This is a genomic window from Pseudomonas lalucatii (genome assembly GCF_018398425.1).
Classification (GTDB): Bacteria; Pseudomonadota; Gammaproteobacteria; order Pseudomonadales; family Pseudomonadaceae; genus Aquipseudomonas; species Aquipseudomonas lalucatii.
The window spans coordinates 302385-328518 of record NZ_JADPMV010000002.1 but is presented as its reverse complement, the minus strand read 5'-3'; the positions used below and the strand labels follow the sequence as shown (position 1 = coordinate 328518).

Below are 26134 nucleotides of genomic sequence, written 5' to 3'. Positions count from 1 at the left end.
CCTGGCGTGCAGAAAATGCAAAAACCCGCTTGAGCACCCGCCGGCTCCATTGAATAATGCGCTGGCGCCGTTGTAGCTCAGTTGGTAGAGCACGTCATTCGTAATGATGGGGTCGGGGGTTCGATTCCTCTCAGCGGCACCATACCAGTCAAAGGGTTAGCGAAAGCTAGCCCTTTGTCGTTTCTGGCGGTGTCCCGGGAGTGCCCCGGTCATGGTTCACCTGCGCCCAGCGCAGCGGACTGGTCAGTTGGAAAGGTACAAGTAGGCAAGGCCGTTGAGGCAAATCGCCAGGGCTACAACGGCTACCCAGAAGTAGGCACCTGAACCCTTGGAGGGGGCGTCGAGAATTTCCTGGGCCGGGAGGTGAACGTACGATGGCGGCGTTCGCAGCTTAGCAGGCTGCTCTAATCGAACAACCTCGCCAACACCGGCATCCTCTGGCTGAGATCGCGGTGCCCCAGCCCTGAAGGTATCCCCAGAGGCCTGGTGGCCTTGCTGGCGACGCTCATCACGCCACCACTCGCGATCTTCTAATCCCATGCGGCTCTCCTTGCCTTCATCCAGCGTCCTGTTGGCAGGCAGTATCTTGGCTCAACAGCGCCAAAGGCGAAAGTGCCAGTGCCGTAGCGAAGTGATCCGCCGCCAGATGCGAGTAACGCATGGTCACCTTGATTTCGCCGTGGCCCGGGATTCGCTGCAGGGTCGGGATGTTCCCGCCTTGCATCATGTGGTGGCTGGTGTCTGCAGCCCGGTGCGTTCGTAGGCTTTGCGAAATGCTGCGCGGCATGAGCTGAACAGACGGCCCGATCCAGGGTAGCCACGCTTTAGGATCCGCTCGAGCGAATCATCCGGCCTCGGAACGGATCGAACGCGTCCAGCCTTGGTACGAGCGCAATGCCCGTCCTTTCTGGCGGGCTGCGGTTGGGTTGCCGGCACCCTGCGCCACCTCCTCTGCAGCCTCTGCAGGCAAGGTGGCAGTCGCGGGGCTAGCGGGGCAGCGCCGCGTCGGCGCGTCCACTGCCGAAGCCCGCTAACTTTGCCCTTCCGGTCTTCCGCTGGCACAGCAGGGATTCTGCTGCTGAATCGGCGGGCAGCGTACCGAGCCGAAGGAGCAGAACACGCAGCAGTCCCCCGGTTTTGGCCGCAGCAGGGTTCGGCACCGGCTGCATTCGTAGAAGTACAGGCAGGCGTCGGTGGGCATGTTTTCCGGCTTGGCGAAACCGCAGTGCGGACAGGTCAGCACGGACTGGAGAACGACCGGTGGCATCCTGGCGCTACTCCTGCAGCGTGGCGGGATAACCGGCATTGCCGGTCGCTTCGATCAGCGCCTCGGGCTGGACTCGATCGGGGTCGTAGCGAACGCTGGCCGTCTTGCGTTCGAAGTCGATCCGGACGTTTTCCACGCCCGGCACCTTCTGCAGGGCCTGTTTGACCGTGATCGGGCAGAGTCCGCAGTTCATGTTCGGTATCTCGAGGGTGACGGGGTTCGGTGTCTCGGCGGCTGCCATGAGCGGCAGGGTGAGCAGCATCGTCAGCAGCGGGTTGCGCATGGTTGATCTCCTTCAGTAAAGCAGCGGGGCAAGCCAGGGCAGGGCCAGCAGGCCGAGGAGGAGCACCGTGGTGATCCAGAACACCAGACGCTGCTGTCTGCGCATGCGCGGCGCGGCGCAGGACTTGCCTGGAATACAGGCCTGTGGCTCGATGTAGAGCCTGTGAAACGCCAGCCCGAGAAACAGCAGGGTCAAGGCGGCGAAGAACGGCCGATAGACTTCCAGTGCCGTCAGGCTGCCGACCCAGGCTCCCCCGACTCCCAGTGTCAGCAGCAGCAGCGGCGCGACGCAGCAGAGCGAAGCACCGATGGCCGCCAGACCGGCCGCAACCAGCGAGGCTTTCCCGGTGAGGGCTGTCATGTCGACTCCTTGAACCTGTGTATACGGAGTCAGTCTAAATCCCGTACCTGGGTACGGAGTCAAGGGGGAAGAATGCTGGCGGAACTGAGTATCGGCAGATTGGCCAAGGCCGCCGAGGTGAGTGTCGAGACGATCCGCTATTACCAGCGGCGCGGTTTGCTGGCCGAGCCGGTCAAGCCTGCGGGGGGGCAGCGGCGCTACCCGCTCGAGATGGTCAGGCGTCTGTGTTTCATCAAGCGGGCACAGGCGCTGGGGTTCACCCTCGCGGAGATCGCGGGGCTGCTCGGCCTCGACCAGGCGCGGGCCTGCGCCGAGACGCGGGCCTTGGCGGTGCGGAAGTTGACGCTGATCGAGCAGAAGATGGCCGAACTGGCGAGGATGCGGCAGGTGCTGGGTAGGCTGGTCGAGCAGTGCGGCGACGAGGGTGCAGCGGCGTGCCCCATTATCGAGGCGCTGGCCGGAGGAGCGGGTGACCAGGCCCCGACTGCGAGCCGAGCCTAGGCCGGCGTGCGCCGTCGGCCGCGCATCTAATGCCCTTGGGGCGTGGCCATCAGTTCGCGCAGGTAGTCGATGACCTCCGGGCTGTCCCATTCGGCGGCGCCCAGTTTCCGGCCCAGCTCCCGGCCCTGGCGGTCGAGCAGCAGGGTGGCCGGCAAGCCGTAGGCACCGAGGCTGCGATTGGCCTGGGCGGTTTCGTCGATGTACAACGCGAGGTGCTGGATGCCGATGTCGGCATAGAAGTCCCGCACCAGCTGCTCCCCGTCCGGGTCGACCGAGAGGGCCAGGACCTGGAAGTCGGCGCCGCCGAGCCGTGCCTGCAGGCGGTCCAGGGTCGGCATCTCCTCGCGGCAGGGGGCGCACCAGGTGGCCCAGACATTGAGCAGCACGATCCGGCCCTGGAAGTCGCCCAGAGTGCGAGGCTTGCCCTGACTATCGGTAAATTCGACCTCTGCTACGGTCTTCGGCTCGGGCCAGATCGTTAGGTCGGCAGGGGGCGCGGCGGCAGCGGTCTGCAGGAATAGGAGCAGCAGGCTGGCCATAGCCAGGGGCCAAGCCCGACTTGGCGCCGGGCATTTAACCGGTGCGAGCGCACTCGGGGTATGTGTATGCCAGTCCATGCTTTGCCCTCGTCGAGTCATGCCGCGGGATGGCGGCTGCAGCTGCGCACGACGGTCTTGCCTTCAGTGTAGTCAACTGGCCCCGGGCGCTGTTGCGCGGCGGGGCGCGATTGCCTAGTTCGCCGGATAGTCGGCTACCACCTGGTCGGTGCCCGCCGGGGTCAGGCCGATGACCTGGTAGGCCTGTTGGCGGTCGCCGACTTCCATGCCGGGCGAGCCCATTGGCATGCCCGGCACGGCGATGCCGACCAGATCGGAGCGCTGGCTCAGCTCGATGATCTGCTCCGCCGGCACATGGCCCTCGACGAACTTGCCGTCGATCACCGCGGTGTGGCAGGCGGCCAGGCGGGGTGCCACGCCGAGGCGCTGCTTGACAGCGACCATGTCGGACTCGACATGGTCGATGACCGTGAAGCCGTTGTCCTGCAGGTGCGCGATCCAGGCTTTGCAGCAACCGCAGTTGGCGTCGCGGTGCACCTCGATGGACAGCGGCTCGGCGGCCTGCGCCGCGGCGCCGAACAGCAGGGCGGCCAGGGCGGTGGCCTGAATGCCGGCTCGGTACAGGTTGGATTTAGTGGGCATGGACATGCTCCTTGCCATCGGCGTGGAGGTGGGTCTTGGTCGCGGGCTTGGCCGCCGCCGGCTGGGGGGCATGGTGGCTGGCCCCCGGCATCTCGCCAGCATGGTGATCGTCGGCGCTGGCCAGTTCGGCGGCATGCTGGCCGGCCGCGCCATCGTGGAGGCTGGCTGCGGTTGCCTCGCCGGCATGGTGGTCATCGCCGGCCTCATCGTGATGGCTCATGTCGGCCATCTCGCCGGCGTGGTGACCGTCGCCCGGCGTGCCGTGCTGATTCTCATGGTTGTGCATGTCGGTTTCGCCGCCACCGTGCTGGTGGCCGCCGCTGGAAGCGACCAGGGCCCGGTACTGCTGGGCATCGAGCTCCGGCAGCTGCTGCAGGAAGGCCACCATGCCCCAGATGTAAGGGTCGGCCATGCTCTTGCCCCAGGCCGGCATGCCGCTGGCCTTGATGCCGTGCTTGATGGTCCAGAAGGCGGCTGCTGGGTTGCCGTCGACGCCTATCTCGGCCAGGTTCGGCGGCGCCGGGTAGAGCGCCTGGCTCAGCTCGGTATCGGCGACTCCGGGGGCCAAATGGCAGCCGATGCACATCGAGTTGTAGTTGCCGGCACCGGCGCGGATCAGCTCCTGGTCGTCGAGGTCGGGCACCTGAATGTCCCGCGAGCGCACCTCGATGGAGCGATCGCGGGCCATGCTCAGGAAGGCGTACACGGCCGGCAGATGCGGGTCGTCGGCTCCGACGTTGACCAGGCCGAAGTAGGCGCCGGCAGTGGCCGCGGCCCCGCCGACCAGGCTCGCGGCGACCAGGGTCTTGATTGTTCTCTTCATGTCAGCTCCTCAGAACCACATCCGGATACCGGCCACCAGCCGGGCCTCGCTGACGTCGCCGCCTTCCTCGCGGAGCATATCGGCGGTATTGCCGTAAGCGCGATTCCAGGTCACCCCGACATAGGGGGCGAACTCGCGGCGGATCTCGTAGCGCAGGCGCAGGCCGACTTCGCTGTTGGCCAGGCCGGAGCCGACGCCGCGCTCGTGGTCGTTCCTGCCGTAGAAATTCAGCTCGGCGGTGGGCTGCAGGATCAGCCGGTTGGTCAGCAGCATGTCGTAGTCACCCTCCAGGCGCAGGGCGCTCTGTCCTTGCTCGCCGACGAAACCGGTGGCCTCGAATTCCAGGCCGTAGAGCGGCATGCCCTGGATGCCGAAGGCGCCCCAGGTCTGCGGCGAGCCCGGTTCGAAGTCCTGGCGCACGCCGCCCACCAGCTCCCACCAGGGGCCGATGGCGTGGCCCCAGAGTGCCTGGAGCTCGGCCTCTTCGGTCATGCCATTGGTTCGCTCACCCTCCGAGCGCAGCCACAGGCGGTCGATGTCGCCGCCGATCCAGGCGGAGGCATCCCAACTGAGCACGCTGCCTTCGTCGGCGTCCTGGTACTCCAGTTGTTCGAACAGCAGGTGCCAGTTGAGCATCTTGTCGTGCACGGCATGGCCGGGCAGCGGCGGGAATGCGGCGGCGCGGTCGGCATCGGTGAGCACCGGGATCGGCGTGCGACTGCTCGTGGTGGGCGTCGGCGCACGGCTAGCCGGGGGCGCGGCACCGTGGCCCATGGCCCCGTGGTCCATCTGGCTGTGGTCCATGGTCTTAGGCGGCTGGGGCGTCGGCTGCACGCTGCCGTGGCCCATGGCCCCGTGGTCCATCTGGCTGTGATCCATGGTCTTAGGCTGCTGGGGTGCCGGCTGCACGCTGCCGTGGCCCATGGCCCCATGGTCCATCTGCGCGTGATCCATCTGCTCGGCGGCGCTGGCCATGCCGGCGCCGGTCACGCCCAGGGCGAGCGCCAGGGCGCCGCCGACCCGTCTTGCTGTGTTCAATGAGTTGTTCATCGGTTGCTTTCCTTACTCGTCCACGCGCACTTCACGGAACATGCCCATTTCCATGTGCAGCAGCAGGTGGCAGTGGTAGGCCCAGCGGCCCAGGGCGTCGGCGGTGACCCGGTAGCTGCGCTTGGAGCCCGGCGGCATGTCGATGGTGTGCTTGCGCACCCGGAAGTTGCCGTTGTCGTCCTCCAGGTCGCTCCACATGCCGTGCAGGTGGATGGGGTGGGTCATCATGGTGTCGTTGACCAGGGTGATGCGCAGGCGCTCGCCGTACTTCAGGCGCAGCGGCTCGGCGTCGGAGAACTTGATGCCGTCGAACGACCAGGCGAACTTCTCCATGTGCCCGGTCAGGTGCAGCTCGATGGTCCGGCTCGGCTCGCGGCCGTCCGGGTCGGGGAAGGTGCTCTTCAGATCGGCGTAGGTCAGTACCCGCCGGCCGTTGTCGCGCAGGCCCATGCCCGGGTCGTCGAGCTTGGCGGTGGGCATCATGGTCTGCATGTCGACCAGCGGATTGTTGGTTTCGGAGGCCGGGTGGGCTTGCATCTGCCCGCCCATGGCGCCCATGGCGCCCATGCCTGCCATCTGGCTGTGGTCCATGCCGGCCATGCTGCCATGGTCCATTCCGGCCATCTGGCTATGGTCCATGCCAGCCATGCTGCCGTGATCCATGCCGGCCATCTGGCTGTGGTCCATGCCACCCATGCTGCCATGGTCCATGCCCATGTCGTCCATGCCGATCAGCGGGCGTGGGTCGACCTCGGGCACCGGGGCGCTCAGGCCGTCGCGCACGGCCAGGGTGCCGCGGGCGTAGCCGGTGCGGTCCATGGACTGGGCGAAGATGGTGTAGGCCTCGGCGTTGTCGGGCTCGACTAGCACGTCATAGGTTTCCGCCACGGCGATGCGCAATTCGTCGACGCTGACCGGCTCCACGTGCAGCCCGTCGGCGGCCACCACGGTCATCTTCAGGCCGGGGATGCGCACGTCGAAGTAGCTCATGGCCGAGCCGTTGATGAAGCGCAGGCGCAGCTTCTCGCCCGGTTTGAACAGGCCGGTCCAGTTGCCGTCGGGGGCCTGGCCGTTCATCAGGTAGGTGTAGGTGTAGCCGCTGACGTCGGCCAGGTCGGTGGGGCTCATCTTCATCTCGGCCCACATCTTGCGATCGGCCACGGCGGCCGCCCAACCCTGCTCGCTGACGTCGTCGATGAAGTCGCCGACGGTGCGCTTGTGGAAGTTGTAGTAGTCCGACTGCTTCTTCAGCTTGGCCATCAGGCGGTTCGGGTCCTCGTCGGTCCAGTCGGTGAGCATCACCACGTAGTCACGGTCGTACTGGAAGGGCTCCGGTTCCTTGGCATCGATGATGATCGGCCCGTAGACCCCGGCCTGCTCCTGCAGTCCCGAGTGGCTGTGGTACCAGTAGGTGCCGTTCTGCTGCACCTTGAACCTGTATTCGTACATGCCGTTGGGCGCGATGCCGTGGAAGCTCAGGCCCGGCACGCCATCCATGTTGGCCGGCAGGATGATGCCGTGCCAGTGGATCGAGGTGTCTTGCTTGAGGCGGTTGCGCACGCGCAGGGTCACGGTGTCGCCTTCGCGCCAGCGCAGGAGGGGGCCCGGCAAGCTGCCGTTGATGGTCATGGCGGTGCGGGCCTTGCCGGTGATGTTCACCGGGCTCTCGCCGATGAACAGCTCGAAGTCGGTGCCCGCCAGCATGGTCGGCTGGCCTGGGCTGGTGACGGCCCATACCGGTGTGCGCCACAGGCCCAGGCCGGCCAGTATGCCGCCGGCGGTCAGGCCTTTGACGAATGTTCGCCTCGAGGTTTTCGCTTGCATGCCGTTTATGTCCAATCAATCGAAGTAAACCAGTGCTGGGCGACCAACCTCCCTGTGCCGCGAGGTTGGAGCAGCGTTAGTCAGGGCGCTTCCGAATCCCTGCCCGTTTGCCCGCCGGTGCCGCGCGGGCGCGGTTCAGCGAGCGTAGAAGGTGCCATAGTCCAACCTTGGGGTTGATTACATTTCTGTAAGGTTGGGCGGCAGGGCGCCGATCAGCATTTGGCGTGTTCGGCCTTTGTCGTCCTGGTTTCGGCCATCGGTGCGGCGGCCTTCTGCTGTTGGGCAACCTGCGTCGAGACCGCTTCCGCCGCTTGCATGCGGGCGAAGGTGCGGTCGCCGCCGCCTTCGGCCATGGCCAGGGAGGAAAGGCTCAGGGCGCCAATGACGAAGAGGGTTTGCAGGGTTTTCATGTGACTGTCCTCGATAGCTGTTGGGGGCCGACGGACCGTGCGAGCTGGTCCGGGGGAGCTTCAGGCTCGAGAAGACCTTAGCCAGCGGCGCCTGTCAGAACGCTGAGCTAGACATTACAGTTCTGTCAGGAAGCATTTTTATTCTTGAACGGCTACATCCTGCCTCTGTACTGTCGTGCCCATGCCCCAGGGCATGCCAGGCAGCGTTGCCTGGGTTTCTTCCGGTTGGTTCGGCGAGTGCCGGTGCCGACCTCAACCCCGAACGAGAAGAGAGAGCGACATGTCGAGCAAATCTACCGCCACCACCGGCGCGGCCCTGGCGCTGGCCGCCGCCAGCCTCTTCAGCACCCTGCCGGCGCAGGCGGCTCAGGAGGCGCAGAGCGCCGACGTGCAATGCTTCGGCGTCAACGCCTGCAAGGGCCAGAACGACTGCATGACCGCCACCAACGCCTGCAAGGGCCAGGGTGCCTGCAAGGGCCAGGGCTTTCAGCTGATGCCCCAGGCCAAGTGCGACGAGGCCGGTGGCAAAGCCGGCGAGTGAAACCCGGCAGGGGGAGTGCTGGTCACTCCCCTTGTCACCGCCTTCAGCGCGCGGCAGCCCTGCCCCCGCGGTGTCTGCGGTTCAGGTACCGAGCTGCGTGGGGTAGCCCAGGTCTTCGATCACCGCGCGGATGTCCTCCAGGCGCTCGGCGCTCTCCACCTTCACCTTGCCGGCCGCGCGGTCGATCTCGACCTTGGCCAGGCTGTCCAGGGCCTGGATGGCCTTGGTGATCTTGCTGACACAGCTGCCGCAACCCATTCCGGAAACGTCTAGAGCGAACATCATCAGTCCTCGTGCTGAATGGCACCATTGCCATGGCCGCAGCTTCGACCCTGACCTCGTGGCAAGGTCAAGCGCTGCCGTGGAACGCCGTGCGATGCCTGCGCCGCAGGCGCTCCTGCCCGGTCGCGCCGAGGGGGCTACCCTGCGGGATGGCGCGAAGCCCCGGACCCCGTCGTGCTGCGTTCGGCCTCTTTCAGGCGCTCCAGGGCGCGGGCGAGACTGGCATGGGACAACTCGCCGAGATGGTTGCCGACCTGGCGTCCCGCGGCGTCGTAGAACAGCGTGGTGGGCAGGGCCATGGAGCCGACCTGCTGGCCGAGGCGGCCGTCGCTGTCGAGCAGGACGTTCTGCAGCTTCAGGCCGCCCCGGTCGAGGAAGCGACGGATCTCGCCCGGCCCCTCGCCCTGGTTGACGAACAGGAAGGTCAGGGCCGGTTCCTTGGCCTGGGCCGCGGCCAGCACCGGCATTTCCCGTCGGCACGGCGGGCACCAGGTCGCCCAGAGATTGATCACCAGCGGCTTGCCCAGGTAGTCCTGCAGCGCGACCGGGGCACCGCGGCTGTCGCGCAACGCCAGTTCGGGCAGGCGGGTGCCGCGCTCCAGGGCCTGCCAGGCGAGCGTGGCGAGCCCCCAGCTCAGCACGCCGACCGCCAGCGCCACGCCGAGCGGCCTGGCCAGGCCGCGGTCGCGCCAGGCCAGCCAGGCGCCCAGCAGCAGCGCGGCGATCACCCCGGGCCAGGCGATGAAGCCGCCGTCGCGGATGTCCACGACCTTCCACGGCTGGCCCAGGTAATGCTCGAAATAGCTCGCCACGAAGGCCAGGCGCGCCACCAGCAAGGCGACCAGCAGCAGGCGGAACAACTGGGGTTCGGGGTTGCGGGCGCTGGCCCGGCCGGCCCACCAGCCGCTCAGCATCGCCAGCAGCAGGCCGCCGAGCAGCAGCAGGTGGGGGACGGCCAGGGTCAGTGGCCCCAGGTTGACGGTCAGCATCGGCAGCAGGTCCAGTTATCCGTTCAGTCGCCCAGTGTCTCCTGTCGAGCGCCGCTGGGCCAACTCGAGAGGGGTGGAAGGTCCGGCGGGTGCGAGCCGGTAAGCGGCTGGATCGCCCAGCGCAGGGGCCAGCTGTCAGTTGCGGAACAAAACGCGGCGCCCTCGGGCGCCGCCAGGCCAGGGGAGCAATGCGGAAGGCCTGAAAAGGGGCTGGGAGCACCGGGGCGGCTCACCCGTTGCCACTGGACGCCAGCCTAGGACGCGGGCCCTGACAGCAGGCTTAAGCCAGGATTACATTTCTGTAAGCTGCTGGCTGGCATGACGGATTCGCTGCACACTCAAGGCCTTTGCCACTTGGAAATCGACCCATGAAGCTTCTGGTCGCCGAGGATGAACCCAGAACCGGCATTTACCTGCAGCAGGGCCTGCGCGAGGCGGGATTCAACGTGGACCGGGTCATGACTGGCAGCGAGGCCCTGCAGCATGCCCTCGACGAGGACTACGACCTGCTGATTCTCGATGTGATGATGCCGGGCCTGGATGGCTGGGACGTGCTGAGGCGGGTGCGGGCGGCCGGCCGGAACCTTCCGGTGCTGTTTCTGACCGCACGGGACGGCGTGGAGGACAGGGTCAAGGGGCTCGAGCTGGGGGCGGACGACTACCTGGTCAAGCCATTCGCCTTCGCCGAGCTGCTGGCCCGGGTCAGGACGCTGCTGCGCCGTGGCAGCGGCGCGCCGCCGCAGTCCAGCCTGAGCATCGCCGATCTCGAGGTCGATCTGCTCAAACGCAGGGCCTCCCGGGCGGGGCGGCGCATCGACCTGACCGCCAAGGAGTTCGCCCTGCTCGAACTGTTGCTGCGCCGCCGCGGCGAGGTGTTGCCCAAGTCGCTGATCGCCTCCCAGGTGTGGGACATGAACTTCGACAGCGACACCAACGTCATCGAGGTGGCGATCAGGCGGTTGCGGGCAAAGATCGACGACGACTTCGCGGTGAAGCTGATCCACACCGTGCGCGGCATGGGCTATATGCTCGACACGCCGGGGGGGCAATGACTCGTCTGTCCCTGACCGCCCGCATGAGCCTGATGTTCATGCTCGCCGTGGCGGCGGTGCTGAGCGTCGCGGCGCTGAGTTTCTATCGTCTCAGCCAGCACCATTTCGTCATGCTCGATCACCAGGTGCTGCAGGAGAAGCTGGCCTCGACCCGCGCCATCCTGCGCGACGCGCCGGCGGGGACGAGCCTGGAGCAGTTGCAGCCGCAGCTGAGTGCTCTGCTCGGCGCCCACCACGATCTGACGGCCGTGATCCTCGCGGCAGACGGCCGGGTGGTGTTCGCCGATCCCGGGGGGCTCAGCATCCCGCCGCACTTTCGCGCCTACCCGGAAGACGCGGCCTGGGAGTGGCAGGGCGAGCGGCGCATGTACCGCGGCATCAGCGCGTCCGTCACGGCGGCGGGGCAGGCCGAACCGCTGACGCTGATGCTGGTGCTGGATGTCACCAGCCACATGTCCTTCTTCGACACCCTGCAGCGCTGGTTCTGGATCGGCCTGGCCATCAGCGCCCTGGTCAGCGCCGGGCTCGGCTGGATGGTGGCGCGCAGCGGCCTGCGGCCCTTGCGCCAGGTCACCCGCCTGGCCGCGTCGATGTCGGCCAAGTCGCTCAAGGAGCGCATCCCGCTGGCGCCCGTACCGCTGGAGCTGCAGCAGCTGGTGTCCTCGTTCAATGCCATGCTGGGGCGTCTGGACGATGCCTTCGTGCGCCTGTCCAACTTCTCCGCGGATATCGCCCATGAGCTGAGGACTCCGCTCAGCAGCCTGATGACCCACACCGAGGTCATCCTCAGCAGGAAGCGCGACGTCGACAGCTATGAGGACAACCTCTATTCGAACCTGGAGGACCTCAAGCGCATGGCGCGGATGATCGACGACATGCTGTTTCTGGCCAAGTCCGACAACGGCCTGATCGTTCCCGCGCAGCAGCCGGTCGCGCTCGAGACGCTGGTGGCCAAGCTGTTCGACTATTACCAGCTGCTGGCCGACGACCGCGGCATCGAACTGCGGCTCTCGGGCACGGCCTGGGTCCAGGGCGATGTGCTGATGCTGCACCGCGCCATCTCGAACCTGCTGTCCAATGCACTGCGCTATACCCCGCAGGGGCAGGCCATCGCGGTTACGCTCGGCGAGGACGCCGCGGCGGTGCGATTGTCCGTGGAAAACCCGGGCGAGGGCATCCCGGCCGAGCACCTGGAGCGCCTGTTCGACAGGTTCTACCGCGCCGACCCGGCCCGCCGGGAGGGCGAACCGAGCAACGCCGGCCTGGGGCTGGCGATCACCCGTTCGATCGTCGAGGCCCACCAGGGGCGGATCTGGTGCAGCTCGGCGAATGGTCGGACGGCGTTCCACATGGAGTTCCCCCGCGCCGAGGCGCAACGGCCGAGTCCCTAGTCGGCGGGGTTCAGGGGTGCTTGCCCCAGAGCTGCTGCAGACGCGCATCGCGGCCACAGCCGTGACGGTAATAGGTGTAGCGCAGCGGGTTCTTCTGGTAGTAGTCCTGGTGATAGGCCTCGGCCGGGTAGAAGGTCGTCACCGGCAGCAGCTCGGTGACGATCGGCTGGTCGAAGCGCCCCGAGGCCTGCAGGGCCGCCTTCGAGGCTTCGGCCAGGGCCTGCTCCTCGGCGCTGGCGTAGAAGATCGCGCTGCGGTATTGCGAGCCGTGGTCACAGAACTGGGCATTGGCCGTCAGCGGGTCGATGGTCGGCCAGAAGGCCTCCAGCAGCTCGGCGTAGCTGGTCTGGCGCGGATCGTAGCGGACCCGTACCGCCTCGGTATGCCCGGTGCCGCCGGCGGAGACCTGTTGGTAGCTGGGATTGGCCAGGTGGCCGCCGATGTAGCCGGAGGTGGTCGACAGCACGCCGGGGAGCTTGTCGAAGTCCGCCTCGGTGCACCAGAAGCAGCCGCCGGCGAAGATCGCCACGCCCTGTTCCTCCGGGGCGAGGTCGCCCGCCGGGCTGGCGTGCGCCTGCTGCATCTGCGGCGAGCCGGGCTTGCAGGCGCTCAGCAGGACGGCGGCCAGCGCGGCGGCCGCCAGGGCAAGGGGGGCGCCGCGCAGATCATGGATGGGCCGCATCGCTCAACTCCTCAGGGCCGGCAGGGCGCTGCCCTGGGGAACGAAGCGCAGCGCCAGGCCGTTGTTGCACCAGCGCTCGCCCCGCGGCGCGGGACCGTCGTCGAACAGATGGCCCTGGTGGCCGCCACAGCGCGCGCAGTGGTACTCGGTACGCGGGAAGATCAGCTTGAAATCGCGCTTGAAGCCGGTGTGTCCGTCGATGGCCTGGGTGAAACTCGGCCAGCCGGTACCGCTCTCGTACTTGTGCTGGCTGTCGAACAGCGGCAGGTAGCAGGCCGCACAGATATAGGTGCCGGGGCGCTTCTCCTGGTTCAGCGGGCTGCTGCCGGGGCGTTCGGTGTCCTCCTCGAACAGCACCGCATAGGCGGCCGGGCTCAGCAGTTCGCGCCAGGCCTCGTGCGGTTTGTCCAGCGGGACGACGGTGGCGCCGGCCGTACTCGTTTCGGCGAGGAGGGACGGAGCCTGGCTGGCCAGGAGCGGCAGGGTCGGCAAGAGGACCATGCCTTGCAGTAGGGCGCGTCGCTTCATGGCAGTTCTCTGTGCAAGGGTTCGATCTGTAGACACGGCCGGGCGGCAGTTGTTACAGCGCGTCGCGCCCCGGTGCCGGCCGCGGGGCCTAGGGCCGGGCGCCTGGCGGCCGTCTCAGGCGTGCGCCGCAGCGGCCTTCGCTTCGATGATGCTGCAGTCGCGCCCGGCGTTCTTCGCCTGGTACAGATGCTGGTCGGCCCGTTGCAGCCAGCCCTCCCAGGGCTCGCCGTTGCGCAGCACGGCCCCGCCCACCGACATGGTCACCGGTCCGCCCGGACCGCGCAGTCGCTGCCGGACCTGGTTCTGCAGGTGGCTGGCGGCGGCCCGCAGGCCCGCCTCGTCGGTATTGGGCAGGAGCAGGAGGAACTCTTCGCCGCCGAAGCGGAACAGGCGGTTCTCCTGGCGCGAGGACTGCTGGATCAGCTCGACGAAGTCCACCAGCACCTGGTCGCCGGCGGGGTGGCCGAACCTGTCGTTGATCTGCTTGAAGTGATCCAGGTCCATCACCAGCACGCCGTAGCTGTTGCCGTGGCGGCGATGGGTGGAGACGGCCATGCGCAGCTCCTTGTTCATCTCCCGGCGGTTGCGCGCGCCGGTCAAGGGGTCCTGGCTGGCCAGGAGCTGCAGCTGGTCGCGCTGGCTGCGGGTGCGGAAGGCGAAGATGTAGGTCAAGACGCTGGCCATCAGCCCGGTGACGAGGAAGGAGACCATCTGATAGCTGCTCTCGAACACCGTGCCGGGCACCAGCAGGGCATGGCCGATCAGGGTGCCGATCACCAGCAGCATGGCCAGCATGGCCTTGCCGGGGGAAACCATGAAGAAGTTGAAGAGGATCAGCGGATAGATCCAGAACAGGCCGTTGACGCCGAGGTTGATGGCGATCAGGGTCGCGCCGGCGGAGAAGATCAGCGAGAGGAAGATGCCCGGCTTCACCGTGTCGCCGCTGCGCCAGGCGTAGAGCACGGCGAGGATGGTCGCCAGCACTATGACGGTGTCGGCGATGCTCACCAGGTAATTGCCTTCGCCGTACCGGTACAGGGCGTAGGGCGAGATGGCGAGAATGCCGAACAGCGCCATCAGGGTGATGATGGACAGCTGGAAGTCTTTGCGCAGGCGCTTGAGCAGCTGCGGGATGAGCTTGGACATGGCCGGGACTTATAGTTGTTGTCGGCTGACGGCTCGACAAGGATGCAGAGCTTTGTCCCGATCTGGCAAGGATAATATCTTGGCCAAGTGCCAGCATCGGCGCCGCGTCGCCTCAGGGCGCGGCGCTGCTGTCCGCGCCAGGGCCTCCGGCGCGGATGACGGCCAGCAGCGGCTTGTGGCGCCGATAGCGCAGCAGGCGTTCGTGCAGCTCGGCGGGCAGGGTGGGGCCTGGAGTAAAGCCCAGGCGCCGGTAGAAGGGCTCCAGCTCGGGATGACAGAACAGCCAGGTCGGCCCGCTCGCCTCACCCAGGGCCCGTTCGACCAGGTGGCGGGCCAGTCCTTGCCGGCGTTGCTGCGGCGCGACGAACAGCCCGGTCAGCCAGTGGCCCGAGGCCACGGGGCGCAGGCACAGGGCGGCGAGGATGTCATGGCGCTGGGCCACCCACACCCGGTCCTGCTCGCGCGCACGCATGGGCGAACGGTGGGCACGGTAGAATTTGTCGACCAAGGGGCTGAGGGGGCCGGGCAGGACGCGGAACTGCAGGTCGGCCATGGGCTCGGGTCGCGGCTCAGTCTGGATGCCCGGCACGGACGGCGGGTCTGTGCCGGGCGGTGGGCTCAGGCGTTGGCGGAATGGCTGCCGAGCAGGGACTTGCCGGTGCGTTTTTCCTTCTTCGCCATGCGCTTTTCGTGCGCGCTCTTCAGGGGTTTCTTCTTCGCTTGTTTCTTTGCATCCAGGCCTTTGCTCATGATCGTCATCTCGCTGTTTCAAGAAGTGCTCGATTGGTACGTTCGGATCAGTGATTTGCAGGGCACTCCCACCTCCCAGGCTGCGTGAGCCTGCACCGACTGATAGTCATCAGCGTCAACTTAATGATAGCCCCTTGACCGGGCGCCGGCGCGCCCATGGTGCGATGCCAGGCACCTGCCGCAACCTGCTCGTGGCTCGACTGGTTAACACTTTGCCGGAAAAAACGCCCGAAGCGATGACAGCCTCGCGGAGCGGTCGCATCATGCAGGCTGGCGTCCTAGCCCGGCGAGACGCGAGCGCTCGGCCCAAGAGGTGAAAGCAGCAGGCATGTCGATGATCAGCACCCAACAGCCCCTGGTGTACGCGGCCGCCACCGATGTCGGCCTGGTGCGCGGGCACAACGAAGACGCCCTGCTCAGTTGTCCGGAGCTGGGGCTGTGGGCTGTCGCCGACGGCATGGGCGGGCACCGGCGCGGCGAGGTGGCCAGCGCCCTGGCGCTGCAGGCGTTGCGTGCGGCCTGTGCCGGCGGCGCGGAGCTGAGCGCCGCGGTGCATGCGGCCAATGCCGCCGTGCTGGCCGCCGCCGAGGCCGACGCCGAATGCCGCGACATGGGCACCACGCTGGTGGCCGTGCGCTGCCGCGGAGCCGACTTCCAGATCGCCTGGGTCGGCGACAGCCGCGCCTACCGGGTCGACGCCGACGCGATAGCGCGCCTGAGCCACGATCACAGCTGGGTCCAGGCGATGGTCGACGCCGGCCAGATGAGCGAGTCCGAGGCCCGCTGCCATCCCCAGCGCGGGGTGATCTTCCAGTGCCTGGGGCGCGAGGATCAGGACCTGGAGATCGGCCTGGTGCAGGGTCGCCTGCGGCCGCACGAGCTGCTGCTGCTGTGCAGCGACGGCCTGAGCGGCGAGCTGGAGGACGGGCGGATCCAGCAGCTGTGCGCCGTCGCGACTACCCTGGATGAACTGGTGGCGAACCTGGTCGCCGAGGCCAATCGGCAGGGGGGCAACGACAATATTTCCTGTATCGTGCTGGGCCGCGCGCCGACCGCGTCGGACGAGCCGCCGGCAACCGGCCGGCCGCGCGGCCGGTTCAGCCGACTGTTCAAACCGCTGATACCCTGACCGCCGACATGCCAGAGAATCTGCCCGAGATACCCGGTTACCGCGTGCATGGCCGCCTCGGCAAGGGCGGCATGGCCGAGGTCTACCTGGCCACCCAGCTGTCGCTGCAGCGCCAGGTTGCGGTGAAGGTGCTGCTCAGCGCCGATGACCAGGCGTTCAGCCAGCGTTTCATCAGGGAGGGCCACCTGGTCGCCTCGCTGCGCCACCCCTCTATCATCACCATCCATGACATCGACCGGCTCGCCGATGGCCGTCACTACCTGGCCATGGAGTTCGTCCCCGGCGGCGACCTGGCCCAGTACAAGGGCCAGCGCTTCGAGCCCGAGCAGGCGCTGCGGATCGTCCGGCAGATCGCCAGCGCCCTGGCCGTGGTCCATGACAGCGGCCTGGTGCACCGCGACATCAAGCCGGCCAATATCCTCTTTCGCGACGACGGCACCGCCGTGCTCACCGATTTCGGCGTGGCCAAGCAGGTCGCCTTCGATCCGGAGCTCACCCAGTCCGGCATCGCCGTCGGCAGCCCGGCCTACAGCAGCCCGGAGCAGGCGCAATGCCAGGCGCTGGATGCGCGCAGCGACATCTACGGCCTGGGGGTGATCCTCCTGGAGATGTTCCTGGGCACCAATCCCTTCCGCGGCGGCAATTACACCCAGACCGTGATGAACCACCTGCAGATGGAGCCGCCGCCCTTGCCGCCGGCGCTGCAGGACTACCAGTGGCTGCTCGCGCGCATGCTGGCCAAGGACCCGGAGGAACGCTTCGCCGACTGCCGGGTGCTGCTGGCGAGCCTGGAGGAAGTGGCGCCGGAGGCGGGCGACAGCCGCCGTGGCGAGCCGCTGGGGAGGCCGCTGGGGAGCCGTCGCGGCGCCGCCATGGGCGCCTGGCGCAGGGGCCTGGCCCGGGGCGTGATCGGCCTGCTGCTGCTCGGCGGCGCCACCGCGGCGGGCTACTACGGCTACCGGCAGGTGCAGCTGGCCGACCACCTGGCCCGGGCCGAGCAGCGCCTGGACGAGGGGCGCCTGCTGGAGCCGGCCCAGGACAACGCCGACTACTGGTTCCGGCAGGCCCTGGCCCTGGACGAGGACAACGCCCAGGCGCTGGACGGCCTGCAGCGGCTGTTGCAGGCGCGGATCGCCGGCTACCTGGCGCTGGCCGATGAGCGCATCGCGGAGAATCGCCTGCTGCTGCCCGAGGATGACAGCGCGACCTTCTACTTCCGCCGCGTGCTCGCCTGGGAGCCGGACAACCTGCTGGCCCTGGCCGGGCTGAGCCGCGTGGTACGGCGTTTCATCGAGCAGAGCGAGCAGGCCTATGACCGGCGCGAGCATGTCCTGGCGCTGGAGTACATCAAGCAGGGCCTGGAGGTGGAGCCGGACAACGAAACCCTGCTAGAACTCTATGACCGGCACGAACGCCGCGTGCGCCTGGCCCAGGCACCGCGCAGGCAGGCGGCCCCGCGGCGCCAGGCGACTTCGGGCACGGAGCGGCAGGACAGGCAGGAGAGGTCGAACCCGATCAAGCGGCTGTGGAACACCATCTTCAACCCGTGAGCACACCGGGTCCGGCTGCCGCTCGTTCAGCGGAGCGGTTCGGCGTCCGGTCTTCATTCTCGAGGCGACAGGCAACATGCTCAGAGTGCACTTCAGCGACAACCGCCAGGCACCCATCTGGCTGACGGACGCGCGCTTCACCATAGGTCAGGACAGCCGCAACAGCCTGGTGCTGGGCGACGCCCAGATCGCCCCCTTCCATGCCGAGGTGCGCCAGGACCATGGCTACTACTACCTGAGCGATTGCGGCAGCCAGGCCGGCACCTTCGTCAACGACGAGCGCATCAGCGCGCGCTACCAGTTGCGCGCCAACGACCGGGTGCGCCTGGGCACCCTGGAGCTGGTGCTGCTCGACCCGGCGCAGGGCAGGGCCAGGGCCGAGACCGCGCCGCGCTGGTTCCTCCAGGTGGTCAAGGGCGAGCAGGAGGGCAAGAAGTTCCATATCCACGGCTCGATGACCTTCGGCCGCTCGGCCAAGTGCGAGTTGAGCTTCAGCGACCTGGCGCTGTCGCGTCGGCACTGCGAGTTCTTCCTCAAGGACGACGTGCTGGAGGTCAAGGACCTGGCCTCGGCCAACGGCGTGCTGGTCAACCAGCAGAAGGTGTCTACGGCGCTGCTGCAGCCGGGGGACCAGCTGAAGATGGGTTCGGTGAGCCTGCTGGTGATCGGTCCCAAGGTCAGCCTGGCGCAGGTCGAGGACGAGGACGCCACCCAGTTCGTGCGCGCCATCGACCTGCCCGGGGCGCTCAAGGTCAAGCCCGCCGCACCCCGGGCGGCCGCCGTCAATCCGCTGCGCGCAGTCGCCCGGCCCGGGGCCGCCGTCCAGCCCGGCCTGTCGGCCGAGGCCCGGGCACGGCGGCTGAAGGGCATGCTGGCGCCCGGCCTCGCGGTACTGGCGCTGCTGCTGATCGGCGTGGCCGCGACCCTGGCGGCCAGGGCCCTGTTCTAGCCGCACCAGGCTTATCCAGACTAAGAATGGTTATCAGGCGACCAACAGCAGAAACGCGCCATTGCAACTGAGGGGGGCTGTCCTAGGCTCAAGGTGCCAGTGTCAAAATTGAGGCACATATGCGTAGCCTGTCGATCGGTCTTGTGGTTTTCGCCTGTTTTTTGGCGGTCGGCTGGTGGTGGACGCGCCCCCAGCCCATGCCCGTGCAGTTGGTGGCGGTGGAGCGCGGGCCGGTGGAGACCCTGGTAGCCAATACCCGCGCCGGCACCCTGAAATCGTGTCGGCGCTCGCGTCTGTCGTTCAACATCGGCGGCCAGGTCAGCGAGCTGCTGGTCGACGAGGGGCAGCAGGTCAAGGAGGGCCAGGTGCTGATGCGCCTGCGCCAGGATGATCGCCTGGCGCGGGTGCAGGAGGCCGAGGCGCGTCTGGCGGCCAAGCGCAATGCCCGCGAGCAGGCCTGCCGCCAGGCCCGGCTCGACCAGCGCGACTTCCAGCGCCTGGAGCGGTTGGCCGCGCGCAAGCTGCTGGCCGCCGACCGCCTGGACCAGGCCGAGACCCGCGCCGGCCTGGCGCATCTGGCCTGCACCTCCAGCGCGGCGCTGATCCGCGAGGCCGAGGCCAGCCTGGCGCTGCAACGTGCGCTGCTCGACCAGGCCAACCTGCGGGCGCCGTTCGCCGGCACAGTGGCGCAGATCAACGGCGAGCTGGGCGAGTTCGTCACGCCTTCGCCGCCGGGCATCCCGACCCCGCCGGCGATCGACCTGATCGACGACAGCTGCCTCTATGTGGATGCGCCGATCGACGAGGTCGACGCCGGCCGCGTGCGCATCGGCATGCCGGTGCGCATCAGCCTGGATGCCTTCCGCGGGCGCTCGTTCGCCGGCCAGGTGAGCCGCATCGCCCCCTTCGTCCGCGAGCTGGAGCGGCAGGCACGCACCGTCGATGTCGAGGTGCGCTTCGTCCAGCTGCCGCTGGATGTGACCCTGCTGACCGGCTACAGCGCCGACGTGGAAATCCTTCTGGAGCAGAGTGCCGGCGGCCTGCGCATCCCCACCGAGACCCTGCTGGAGGGGCGCCGGGTGCTGCGCTACGACCCCGCCACCGGGATGCTGCGCGAGGTGGCCCTGAGCACCGGGCTGGCCAACTGGCGCTGGACCGAGGTGCTCGGTGGCCTGCAGGAGGGCGAGCGGATTCTCGCCAGCCTCGACCAGGAGGGCCTCGAGGACGGCATCGCGGTGATCTCGGCGGAGCCGCCGGAGCCGCGGCGATGATCCGCCTGAGCGGGCTGAGCCGTTGCTACCAGGCCGGCGAGCAGCGCGTCGTCGGCCTCGACGGGCTGGAGCTGGAGGTCGCCGCCGGCGACTACCTGGCGGTGATGGGGCCGTCCGGTTCCGGCAAGTCGACCCTGCTCAACATCCTCGGCCTGCTGGACGCCCCGGACGCCGGCGAGTACTGGCTCAACGGCGAGGCCACGGCGGGCCTCAGCGAGGCGCGGCGCGCCGCGTTGCGCAGCCGCTGGATCGGCTTCGTGTTCCAGTCCTACCACCTGATTCCGCGCCTGAGCGCCGAGGAAAACATCGAGCTACCGATGCTCCTGGCCGGTATCGATGCGCGCCTGCGCCGGCAGCGCAGTCGCGAACTGGCCGAGCGTCTGGGCCTGGGCGACCGCTTGCGCCACCGTCCCGGCGAGCTGTCCGGCGGCCAGCGCCAGCGCGTGGCGATCGCCCGGGCCATCGCCATGCAGCCCGAGCTGCTGCTGGCCGACGAGCCGACCGGCAATCTCGACAGTCGCGCCGGCGAGCAGGTGTTCGCCCTGCTCGAGCAGCTCAACGCCGAGGGCCTGACCCTGATCGTGGTGACCCACGATGCCCAGCATGCGGCCCGCGCGCGGCGCCAGCTGCGCCTGCGTGACGGGCGCCCGGTCGCCGAGGCGTGTCTGGAGCCGGCCTGATGCGCGGCGCCGACGCGGTGCAGCTGTGGCTCGGCGCCCTGCGCGGGCATCGCTCGCGCAGCCTGATGCTGCTGCTGGCGGTGGCCATCGGGGTGCTCGCGGTGGTGCTGGTCACCGGCCTGGGCGAGGGCGCGCGGACCTTCGTCCTCAACGAATTCGCCGGCCTCGGCCGCAACACCCTGATCCTCCTGCCCGGGCGCAGCGAGACCACCGGCGGCATGCCGCCGATCACCGGCCTGTCGCCGCGCGAGCTGACCGCCGGGGACGCCGCGGCCATCGCCCGCCTGCCCCAGGTGCGGCGGGTCGCGCCGCAGCAGGCCGGGCTGCTGCAGGTCAGCGTCGGCAATCGCAGTCGCGAGGCCCTGGCCCTGGGCACCAGCCACGACTTCTTCGCCATCCGCCAGCTGCGGGTGGCCCAGGGCCAGGCATTGCCGGCACTGGCCTACGACCAGGGCGAGGCAGTCTGCGTGATCGGCGCCGGCCTGCGCCGCGAGCTGTTCGGCCCGGCGCCGGCCCTCGGCCAGTGGCTGCGCGCCGGCGACCGGCGCCTGCGGGTGATCGGCATCCTGGCGCCGCGCGGCGAGTCCTTCGGCATGGACTTCGACGAAGCGCTGATCATGCCCCTGGCCAATGCCCAGGCGCTGTTCGACCGCGAGGGCCTGCTGCGGGCATTCGTCGAGATCCGCGGGCCGCGCTTCCTGGCCAGCAGCCGCGAGCGGATCCTCGCCACCCTGCGCGAGCGCCATGGCGGCGACGAGGATGTCACCCTGGTCAGCCAGGGCAGCCTGCTCGGCGCCTTCGACGACATCCTCGGCACCCTGACCCTGGCCCTGGGCGGGATCGCCGCCATCAGCCTGCTGGTGGCCGGCATCCTGATCATGAACGTCACCTGGATCTCGGTGAGCCAGCGCACCGCCGAGATCGGCCTGCTCAAGGCCCTCGGCGCGACGGCCGGGCAGGTGCGCCTGTTGTTCCTCGGCGAGGCGGCGGTGCTGGCCGCGGGCGGAGCCCTGGCCGGCCTGCTGCTCGGCGAGACGCTGCTGTGGCTTGTGCGTCTGCTGCTGCAGCTGCCGCTGTACGCGCCCTGGTGGGCGCGGCTCGGGGCCCTGGCGCTGGCGCTGGTCAGCGCCCTGCTGTTCGCCTGGCTGCCGGCCAGCCGTGGTGCCGGCCTAGCGCCGGTGGCGGCGCTGCGGCCGGCGGCGGGGGCGCTGATGCAGCTGTCCGATGGCCTGCGGCTGACCGGCCGGGCCTTGCTCAGCCGGCCGCTGCGCAGCCTGCTGACCCTGCTCGGGGTGGCCGTCGGCATCGCCGCGGTGGCGCTGCTCACCGCCATAGGCGAGGGCCTGCGCGGCTATGTGCAGGACAACTTCGCCCAGTTCGGCACGCGCAACCTGACGATCCGCCCGGGCCTGACCCAGACCGCCGGCCTCGGTGGCCTGCTCGGCAGCGTGCGCCCGCTGAGCATCGCCGATGCCGATGCCCTGCGCCGCCTGCGGCATGTCGAGGCGGTGGTGCCGATCATCCAGGGCCACGGCGACGTGCAATACGGTCGCCTCGACCGGCGTATCGGCATCCTCGGCAGCGGTCACCAGATGGCCCAGGCCTGGCGCTTCCGGCTGGCCATGGGCGAATTCCTCCCCGAGCCCCGCGACGGCCGCTCGCCGCCCTACGTGGTGCTCGGCCATACCCTGCGCACGGAGCTGTTCGGCACGGCCCAGCCGCTGGGGCAGATGGTGCGCGTCGGTGGCATGCGCTTCCGGGTGATCGGGGTGATGGAGGAGAAGGGGCGCCTGCTCGGCTTCGACATCGACGACATCGCCTACATCCCGGTGGACTGGGCGCAGCACCTGTTCAACCGCGAAGGCCTGGCCAAGATCAACCTGGTGTTCAATGGCGGAACCAGCGCCGCGGCCATGGCCGAGCGGGTCCGGCGACTGTTGATCGAGCGCCACGGCCGCGAGGACTTCAGCCTCACCACCCAGGACGACATGCTGCGCAGCCTGGACCGCATCCTCGGCCTCCTCAGCCTGGCCGTCGGCGCCCTCGGCGGCATCTCGCTGCTGGTCGGCGCGGTCGGCATCCTCACCATCATGACCACCACGGTCGGCGAGCGCGCGGCGGAGATCGGCCTGTTGCGCGCCATCGGCGCCACGCCGCGGCAGGTGCTCGGCCTGTTCCTCGGCGAGGCGCTGCTGCTGGCATTGCTCGGCGGGCTGCTGGGGCTGCTACTGCTGGGGGGGCTGCTGGGGGCCTTGCACCTGCTGTTGCCGGGCCTGCCGCTCGGCCTGCAGCCGCTGTTCCTGCTGCTGGCGCTGTTGCTGGCCGCGCTGATCGGCGTACTCGCCGGCGTCGCCCCGGCGCGGCGCGCGGCGCGCCTGCAGCCGGTGGCGGCGCTGCGCTGCGAGTAGGGCTCAGCCGCGCTTGGCCTGGTCCTCGGGCGGCACAGCGCGGTCGCCGAGCGAGCGGGGCATGCGCCGTTCGGGTTCGAGCAGGGCGCGGCGGATCTTCTCGTAGTCTTCGTAGGGCAGGCCGCTGCGGCTGAGCAGCTCGAGGGAGAATTGCCGGATCTCGGCGTCGCTATAGGGGCGTTCGTCGGCCGCCCGCGGCGTGCTGCAGCCTGCGAGCAGCAGGGCGAAGGCGGCGAGGGCGGCGAGGGCGAGCGGGCGGTGCATGGGGCTACCTGTGGGCGCTGAGGACTGGCGTACAGGCTAGGGGGCGCCGGTGCCCCGGGACAATCATTCGGCTCGATAGTGGCTATCGGCGGCCGGGCTTCCCGCGCCAGCCGACAGCCAAGCCCTCACTCCAGCGACGAGGGGGCCGGGCCGCCGAGGCGGCCGAAGGGCGCGTTGGGCAGGCCGGTCTCCACCGCCATCAGCGGCGAGTTGTTGACCCATACGTCGTCGATCACGATGGTCTTGCCGATGTCGTCGCTGTCCGCCGCCACCAGCAGGTAGTAGGTGGCATCCTCCGGGGCCTCGCCGTCCCAGGCCAGGCTCAAGCGGCCGACGCCGGCAGAGGCCTGGCTGGGGATCACCGCACCGTTGGCGTCGAGCAGCAGGGCGCGGGGTTTCAGGGCGAACTTGTCGATGCCCAGGCAGCTGTCCTGGCAGGGCGAGCTGACGCCGAGGCGGTAGCGCTCGCTCTGCTGCAGGCGCAGGGCGTAGACCCGGTAGTTGGACAGCGAGCTGGCGAAGCCTGCGGGCGGCTGCTGGGCCTCGAGCGACCTCGACGCGGGAAACGGACCGGAGCGCACCGGCAGGGGAATCGCCTCGGCGCTGTGGATCGCCGCCAGGCGGCTGGTCGCCAGGGGGGGCTTGTCCGTCTCGACCGAGTGCCGCTGGAGCGACTGCTGGCTGCCGGCGCAGGCTCCGAGCAGCAGGCAGGCGCCCAGGGTGAATAGCTTGTACACGGTGAATCTCCTGTATGAACAACGTCCTTGTAGGCGTGCCGCGCCTTGCGGCGCGTCAGCCGGCCATTCTAGCCGCTTTTGCCAGCCGCTACTGTGATGCGGGCCTTGCCTCGTCCCATTGCGGGGGCCGCTGCGCGGGCATCGCCGGCGGCGCTGGGCGGCTACCCTGTAAGGGAGCCCTCAAGCCGGCGCCGCGCGCCAACAACCGGGAGACCCCTATGGAACGGCACAAGAAACTCGATACCTACGGGCGCTTCAAGCAACAGCATCCGGACTACTTCGCCGCCGTGGAGGCGCTCGGCGCGACGCTGCGCGATGCCGGCCCGCTGGACGAGCGCCAGGTGCAGCTGGTGCAGCTCGGTGCGGCGGCGGCGATCCGCTCCGAGGGCGCCGTGCACAGCCATGCACGGCGGGCGCTGGAGGCCGGGGCGAGCGCGGAGCAGGTCCGTCACGCGCTGCTGGCGCTGACCAGCACCATCGGCTTCCCGACCGTGATCGCGGCCCTGAGCTGGGCCGAAGAGGTGATGGCCGCCCCGCAGGCCTAGGGCGCGGCTCAGCCGGCCAGGCCGACGTAGACGTTCTGCACGTCGTCGTGGCCGTCGATGGCCTCGAGAAAGGCCTCGACCTCTTCGCGCTGCTCGGGCGTCAGGCTGGTCACCGGGTTCTTCGGGCGATAGCCCAGGTGCGCCGAGTTGACGGTGAAACCCTGCTCCGGCAGGGCGCGGCTGACGGCGTCCAGGTCGGTCGGCTCGGTGATGAACAGGCTGTTGTCGTCATCGGCGACGTCGAAGTCCTGGGCACCGGCCTCGATCGCCGCCAGCTCCGGGTCGGCGCCGCTGTCGCTGGAGGCCTCGATCAGGCCGACGTGGTCGAAGTCCCAGGCCACCGAGCCGGAGGCGCCGAGCTGGCCCTTGCGGAACAGCACGCGGATCTCGGCGACGGTGCGGTTGACGTTGTCGGTCAGGCACTCGACGATCACCGGCACCTGGTGCGGGGCGAAGCCTTCGTAGGTGGTGCGCTCGAAGTTGACGGTCTCGCCGGTCAGGCCGGCGCCCTTCTTGATCGCCCGCTCCAGGGTGTCCTTGGGCATCGAGGCTTTCTTGGCCTGGTGGACGGCCAGGCGCAGCTTGGGGTTCATGTCCGGGTCGGCGCCGTTGCGCGCGGCGATCATGATCTCTTTCACCAGCCGGCCGAAGATCTTGCCTCTGGCGTTGGCGGCGGCTTCTTTAGGTTTGGCTTTCCACTGAGCGCCCATGGGTGTTCTCTCGGTCTGTGCGGTCGAATGCGTCGCCTGTCTGCGGCAGAGGCGGATGGCCAGGGGGTGGCGCGGCCGGTCGTCGGCTGGCAGGCGCAGGTCAGCCGCGGATTCTAGTCGCTCTGCGGGCCGCTGGCACCCCTCAAATGCACCATTGGGCTGGCCGTCCGGCAGCCGGGGGCGGCGCCGTCAGGGCCGGCGGGGGGTGGTCTATGCTTGTCGAGGGGCCGCAGAGGAGAGGCGTGATGCGCACCATATTGCTGGCATTCGATGGCTCGGACAGCTCCAGGCGTGCGGTGGAGTACGTCGTCGAGTTCGCCCGAGTCCATGGGGCGAAACTGCAGGTCCATCTGATCAACGTGCAGCACGAGCCCCTGCTGTACGGCGAGTATGTGACCAGCGAATTCGTCGAGCAGCTGCAGCAATCGCTGCTGGCGGCCGCGGCCCAGGCCCTCGAGTGGCCCGCCGACCAGTTGCAGGAGGCGGGCATCGCGCACAAATGCCACACCGCCCTGGGCAACGTGGCGGAGCAGGTCAGCGACGCGGTCAAGCAGTTGCAGTGCGACACCGTGGTCATGGGCACCCGTGGCCTGGGGACCTTCACCGGCCTGCTGCTGGGTTCGGTGGCCACCCGGGTGATTCACGAGGTGGCGGTGCCGGTGGTGCTGGTCAAGTAGCGCCAGGCCGCCAGAGGCCCGCGGCGACGACCCGCCAGCCCCTGCTGCGCCAAGGCGGCGAGCGCCGTACGGCTCGGCGGCGATAAAGTCCCCGCGCGGCGGTCAGGGCTATCTATGCTTTCAGTATGTCGGCAGA

At 68.8% G+C, this 26134-nt stretch carries 31 protein-coding genes, 1 tRNA gene and 1 pseudogene; 13 read left to right on the top strand and 20 right to left on the bottom strand.

Going from position 1 to position 26134, the window contains the following annotated elements:
- Positions 1-66: 66 nt before the first annotated feature.
- Positions 67-142: transfer RNA gene (locus tag I0D00_RS14865), tRNA-Thr, on the top strand.
- A 414-nt stretch (positions 143-556) separates the two neighbouring features.
- Here the strand turns inward: I0D00_RS14865 and I0D00_RS21890 are convergent.
- From I0D00_RS21890 to I0D00_RS14855, 4 genes and pseudogenes are all read right to left on the bottom strand, one after another.
- Positions 557-897, bottom strand: a pseudogene (locus tag I0D00_RS21890) (phage integrase); the annotation flags it as partial.
- 133 nt (positions 898-1030) lie between these two features.
- A complete protein-coding gene (locus I0D00_RS21565; protein WP_246533287.1) occupies positions 1031-1267 on the bottom strand; it encodes a GDCCVxC domain-containing (seleno)protein in 237 nt (78 codons plus the stop codon).
- Between the two features lie 7 nt (positions 1268-1274).
- On the bottom strand, positions 1275-1550 hold the full coding sequence (merP, locus tag I0D00_RS14860) for a mercury resistance system periplasmic binding protein MerP (RefSeq protein WP_213640613.1): 276 nt from the start codon (positions 1548-1550) through the stop codon (positions 1275-1277).
- 12 nt (positions 1551-1562) lie between these two features.
- Positions 1563-1910, bottom strand: a complete 348-nt coding sequence (locus I0D00_RS14855) for a mercuric transporter MerT family protein (protein ID WP_213640612.1) — start codon at positions 1908-1910, stop codon at positions 1563-1565.
- A 72-nt stretch (positions 1911-1982) separates the two neighbouring features.
- Between I0D00_RS14855 and merR the strand changes: the two genes are divergently transcribed.
- Positions 1983-2411: an Hg(II)-responsive transcriptional regulator gene (merR, locus tag I0D00_RS14850; RefSeq protein WP_213640611.1), complete on the top strand. Its 429-nt coding sequence runs from the start codon at positions 1983-1985 to the stop codon at positions 2409-2411.
- Between the two features lie 26 nt (positions 2412-2437).
- Here merR and I0D00_RS14845 read toward each other — a convergent pair whose 3' ends face one another.
- The 6 genes from I0D00_RS14845 to I0D00_RS14820 form a co-directional block, all read right to left on the bottom strand.
- Positions 2438-2950, bottom strand: a complete 513-nt coding sequence (locus I0D00_RS14845; protein ID WP_213640610.1) for a TlpA family protein disulfide reductase — start codon at positions 2948-2950, stop codon at positions 2438-2440.
- Between the two features lie 192 nt (positions 2951-3142).
- Positions 3143-3610 (bottom strand): DUF411 domain-containing protein, encoded by a 468-nt coding sequence (locus I0D00_RS14840; RefSeq protein ID WP_246533286.1) that lies wholly within the window; start codon positions 3608-3610, stop codon positions 3143-3145.
- Positions 3600-4433, bottom strand: coding sequence for a c-type cytochrome (locus tag I0D00_RS14835; protein WP_213640608.1), 834 nt, complete (start codon positions 4431-4433; stop codon positions 3600-3602). Before I0D00_RS14835 ends, I0D00_RS14840 begins: the two co-directional genes overlap by 11 nt.
- Positions 4434-4442: 9 nt before the next feature.
- On the bottom strand, positions 4443-5483 hold the full coding sequence (locus tag I0D00_RS14830) for a copper resistance protein B (RefSeq protein ID WP_213640607.1): 1041 nt from the start codon (positions 5481-5483) through the stop codon (positions 4443-4445).
- A 12-nt stretch (positions 5484-5495) separates the two neighbouring features.
- On the bottom strand, positions 5496-7307 hold the full coding sequence (locus tag I0D00_RS14825; RefSeq protein ID WP_213640606.1) for a copper resistance system multicopper oxidase: 1812 nt from the start codon (positions 7305-7307) through the stop codon (positions 5496-5498).
- 212 nt (positions 7308-7519) lie between these two features.
- Positions 7520-7717 (bottom strand): co-regulatory protein PtrA N-terminal domain-containing protein, encoded by a 198-nt coding sequence (locus I0D00_RS14820; RefSeq protein WP_213640605.1) that lies wholly within the window; start codon positions 7715-7717, stop codon positions 7520-7522.
- A gap of 280 nt (positions 7718-7997) precedes the next feature.
- Here I0D00_RS14820 and bufA2 point away from each other — a divergent pair, with 280 nt between their 5' ends.
- Positions 7998-8258 carry a BufA2 family periplasmic bufferin-type metallophore gene (gene bufA2 / locus I0D00_RS14815; protein ID WP_213640604.1) on the top strand — a complete coding sequence of 87 codons (261 nt, stop codon included), beginning with the start codon at positions 7998-8000 and terminating at the stop codon, positions 8256-8258.
- 81 nt (positions 8259-8339) lie between these two features.
- Here bufA2 and I0D00_RS14810 read toward each other — a convergent pair whose 3' ends face one another.
- The gene (locus I0D00_RS14810; RefSeq protein ID WP_213641792.1) at positions 8340-8540 is read right to left on the bottom strand and encodes a heavy-metal-associated domain-containing protein; all 201 of its coding nucleotides are present in this window, start codon (positions 8538-8540) and stop codon (positions 8340-8342) included.
- Between the two features lie 137 nt (positions 8541-8677).
- Complete coding sequence (locus tag I0D00_RS14805) at positions 8678-9529, bottom strand: TlpA family protein disulfide reductase (protein WP_213640603.1); 852 nt, start codon at positions 9527-9529, stop codon at positions 8678-8680.
- Between the two features lie 368 nt (positions 9530-9897).
- Here I0D00_RS14805 and I0D00_RS14800 point away from each other — a divergent pair, with 368 nt between their 5' ends.
- The gene (locus I0D00_RS14800; protein ID WP_213640602.1) at positions 9898-10581 is read left to right on the top strand and encodes a heavy metal response regulator transcription factor; all 684 of its coding nucleotides are present in this window, start codon (positions 9898-9900) and stop codon (positions 10579-10581) included.
- Positions 10578-11972, top strand: a complete 1395-nt coding sequence (locus I0D00_RS14795; protein WP_213640601.1) for a heavy metal sensor histidine kinase — start codon at positions 10578-10580, stop codon at positions 11970-11972. The genes I0D00_RS14800 and I0D00_RS14795 overlap by 4 nt, the downstream gene beginning before the upstream one ends.
- 10 nt (positions 11973-11982) lie before the next feature.
- On the opposite strand, the gene msrA is transcribed toward I0D00_RS14795, so the two are convergent.
- The 5 genes from msrA to I0D00_RS21680 all read right to left on the bottom strand — a co-directional run bounded on the left by msrA (position 11983) and on the right by I0D00_RS21680 (position 15078).
- Positions 11983-12654: a peptide-methionine (S)-S-oxide reductase MsrA gene (gene msrA / locus I0D00_RS14790; RefSeq protein WP_213640600.1), complete on the bottom strand. Its 672-nt coding sequence runs from the start codon at positions 12652-12654 to the stop codon at positions 11983-11985.
- A 3-nt stretch (positions 12655-12657) separates the two neighbouring features.
- The gene (gene msrB / locus I0D00_RS14785) at positions 12658-13182 is read right to left on the bottom strand and encodes a peptide-methionine (R)-S-oxide reductase MsrB (RefSeq protein ID WP_213640599.1); all 525 of its coding nucleotides are present in this window, start codon (positions 13180-13182) and stop codon (positions 12658-12660) included.
- 114 nt (positions 13183-13296) lie between these two features.
- Entirely contained in the window at positions 13297-14328 is a 1032-nt protein-coding gene (locus I0D00_RS14780) for a GGDEF domain-containing protein (protein ID WP_213640598.1), read from the bottom strand.
- Positions 14329-14440: 112 nt separating this feature from the next.
- A complete protein-coding gene (locus I0D00_RS14775; RefSeq protein ID WP_213640597.1) occupies positions 14441-14881 on the bottom strand; it encodes a GNAT family N-acetyltransferase in 441 nt (146 codons plus the stop codon).
- 65 nt (positions 14882-14946) lie between these two features.
- On the bottom strand, positions 14947-15078 hold the full coding sequence (locus tag I0D00_RS21680; protein ID WP_274611294.1) for a hypothetical protein: 132 nt from the start codon (positions 15076-15078) through the stop codon (positions 14947-14949).
- 328 nt (positions 15079-15406) lie between these two features.
- On the opposite strand from I0D00_RS21680, the gene I0D00_RS14770 reads away from it, so the two are divergent.
- The 6 genes from I0D00_RS14770 (at position 15407) to I0D00_RS21560 (ending at position 23065) form a co-directional block, all read left to right on the top strand.
- Entirely contained in the window at positions 15407-16207 is an 801-nt protein-coding gene (locus tag I0D00_RS14770) for a PP2C family protein-serine/threonine phosphatase (RefSeq protein ID WP_420850813.1), read from the top strand.
- 8 nt (positions 16208-16215) lie between these two features.
- Positions 16216-17757, top strand: a complete 1542-nt coding sequence (locus I0D00_RS14765; RefSeq protein ID WP_213640595.1) for a serine/threonine-protein kinase — start codon at positions 16216-16218, stop codon at positions 17755-17757.
- A 76-nt stretch (positions 17758-17833) separates the two neighbouring features.
- The gene (locus I0D00_RS14760) at positions 17834-18706 is read left to right on the top strand and encodes an FHA domain-containing protein (RefSeq protein WP_213640594.1); all 873 of its coding nucleotides are present in this window, start codon (positions 17834-17836) and stop codon (positions 18704-18706) included.
- A 119-nt stretch (positions 18707-18825) separates the two neighbouring features.
- Positions 18826-19977, top strand: a complete 1152-nt coding sequence (locus tag I0D00_RS14755) for an efflux RND transporter periplasmic adaptor subunit (RefSeq protein WP_213640593.1) — start codon at positions 18826-18828, stop codon at positions 19975-19977.
- On the top strand, positions 19974-20657 hold the full coding sequence (locus I0D00_RS14750) for an ABC transporter ATP-binding protein (protein WP_213640592.1): 684 nt from the start codon (positions 19974-19976) through the stop codon (positions 20655-20657). The genes I0D00_RS14755 and I0D00_RS14750 overlap by 4 nt, the downstream gene beginning before the upstream one ends.
- Complete coding sequence (locus tag I0D00_RS21560) at positions 20657-23065, top strand: ABC transporter permease (protein WP_246533285.1); 2409 nt, start codon at positions 20657-20659, stop codon at positions 23063-23065. The genes I0D00_RS14750 and I0D00_RS21560 overlap by 1 nt, the downstream gene beginning before the upstream one ends.
- A 3-nt stretch (positions 23066-23068) precedes the next feature.
- On the opposite strand, the gene I0D00_RS14735 is transcribed toward I0D00_RS21560, so the two are convergent.
- Positions 23069-23329, bottom strand: a complete 261-nt coding sequence (locus I0D00_RS14735; RefSeq protein WP_213640591.1) for a hypothetical protein — start codon at positions 23327-23329, stop codon at positions 23069-23071.
- 125 nt (positions 23330-23454) lie between these two features.
- Positions 23455-24066, bottom strand: coding sequence for a hypothetical protein (locus I0D00_RS14730; RefSeq protein ID WP_213640590.1), 612 nt, complete (start codon positions 24064-24066; stop codon positions 23455-23457).
- A gap of 218 nt (positions 24067-24284) precedes the next feature.
- Between I0D00_RS14730 and I0D00_RS14725 the strand changes: the two genes are divergently transcribed.
- Positions 24285-24611 carry a carboxymuconolactone decarboxylase family protein gene (locus tag I0D00_RS14725; protein ID WP_213640589.1) on the top strand — a complete coding sequence of 109 codons (327 nt, stop codon included), beginning with the start codon at positions 24285-24287 and terminating at the stop codon, positions 24609-24611.
- Positions 24612-24619: 8 nt separating this feature from the next.
- Here I0D00_RS14725 and I0D00_RS14720 read toward each other — a convergent pair whose 3' ends face one another.
- Positions 24620-25321 (bottom strand): YebC/PmpR family DNA-binding transcriptional regulator, encoded by a 702-nt coding sequence (locus I0D00_RS14720; RefSeq protein ID WP_213640588.1) that lies wholly within the window; start codon positions 25319-25321, stop codon positions 24620-24622.
- A 245-nt stretch (positions 25322-25566) separates the two neighbouring features.
- On the opposite strand from I0D00_RS14720, the gene I0D00_RS14715 reads away from it, so the two are divergent.
- On the top strand, positions 25567-25998 hold the full coding sequence (locus tag I0D00_RS14715; RefSeq protein WP_213640587.1) for a universal stress protein: 432 nt from the start codon (positions 25567-25569) through the stop codon (positions 25996-25998).
- Positions 25999-26134 lie beyond the last annotated feature (136 nt).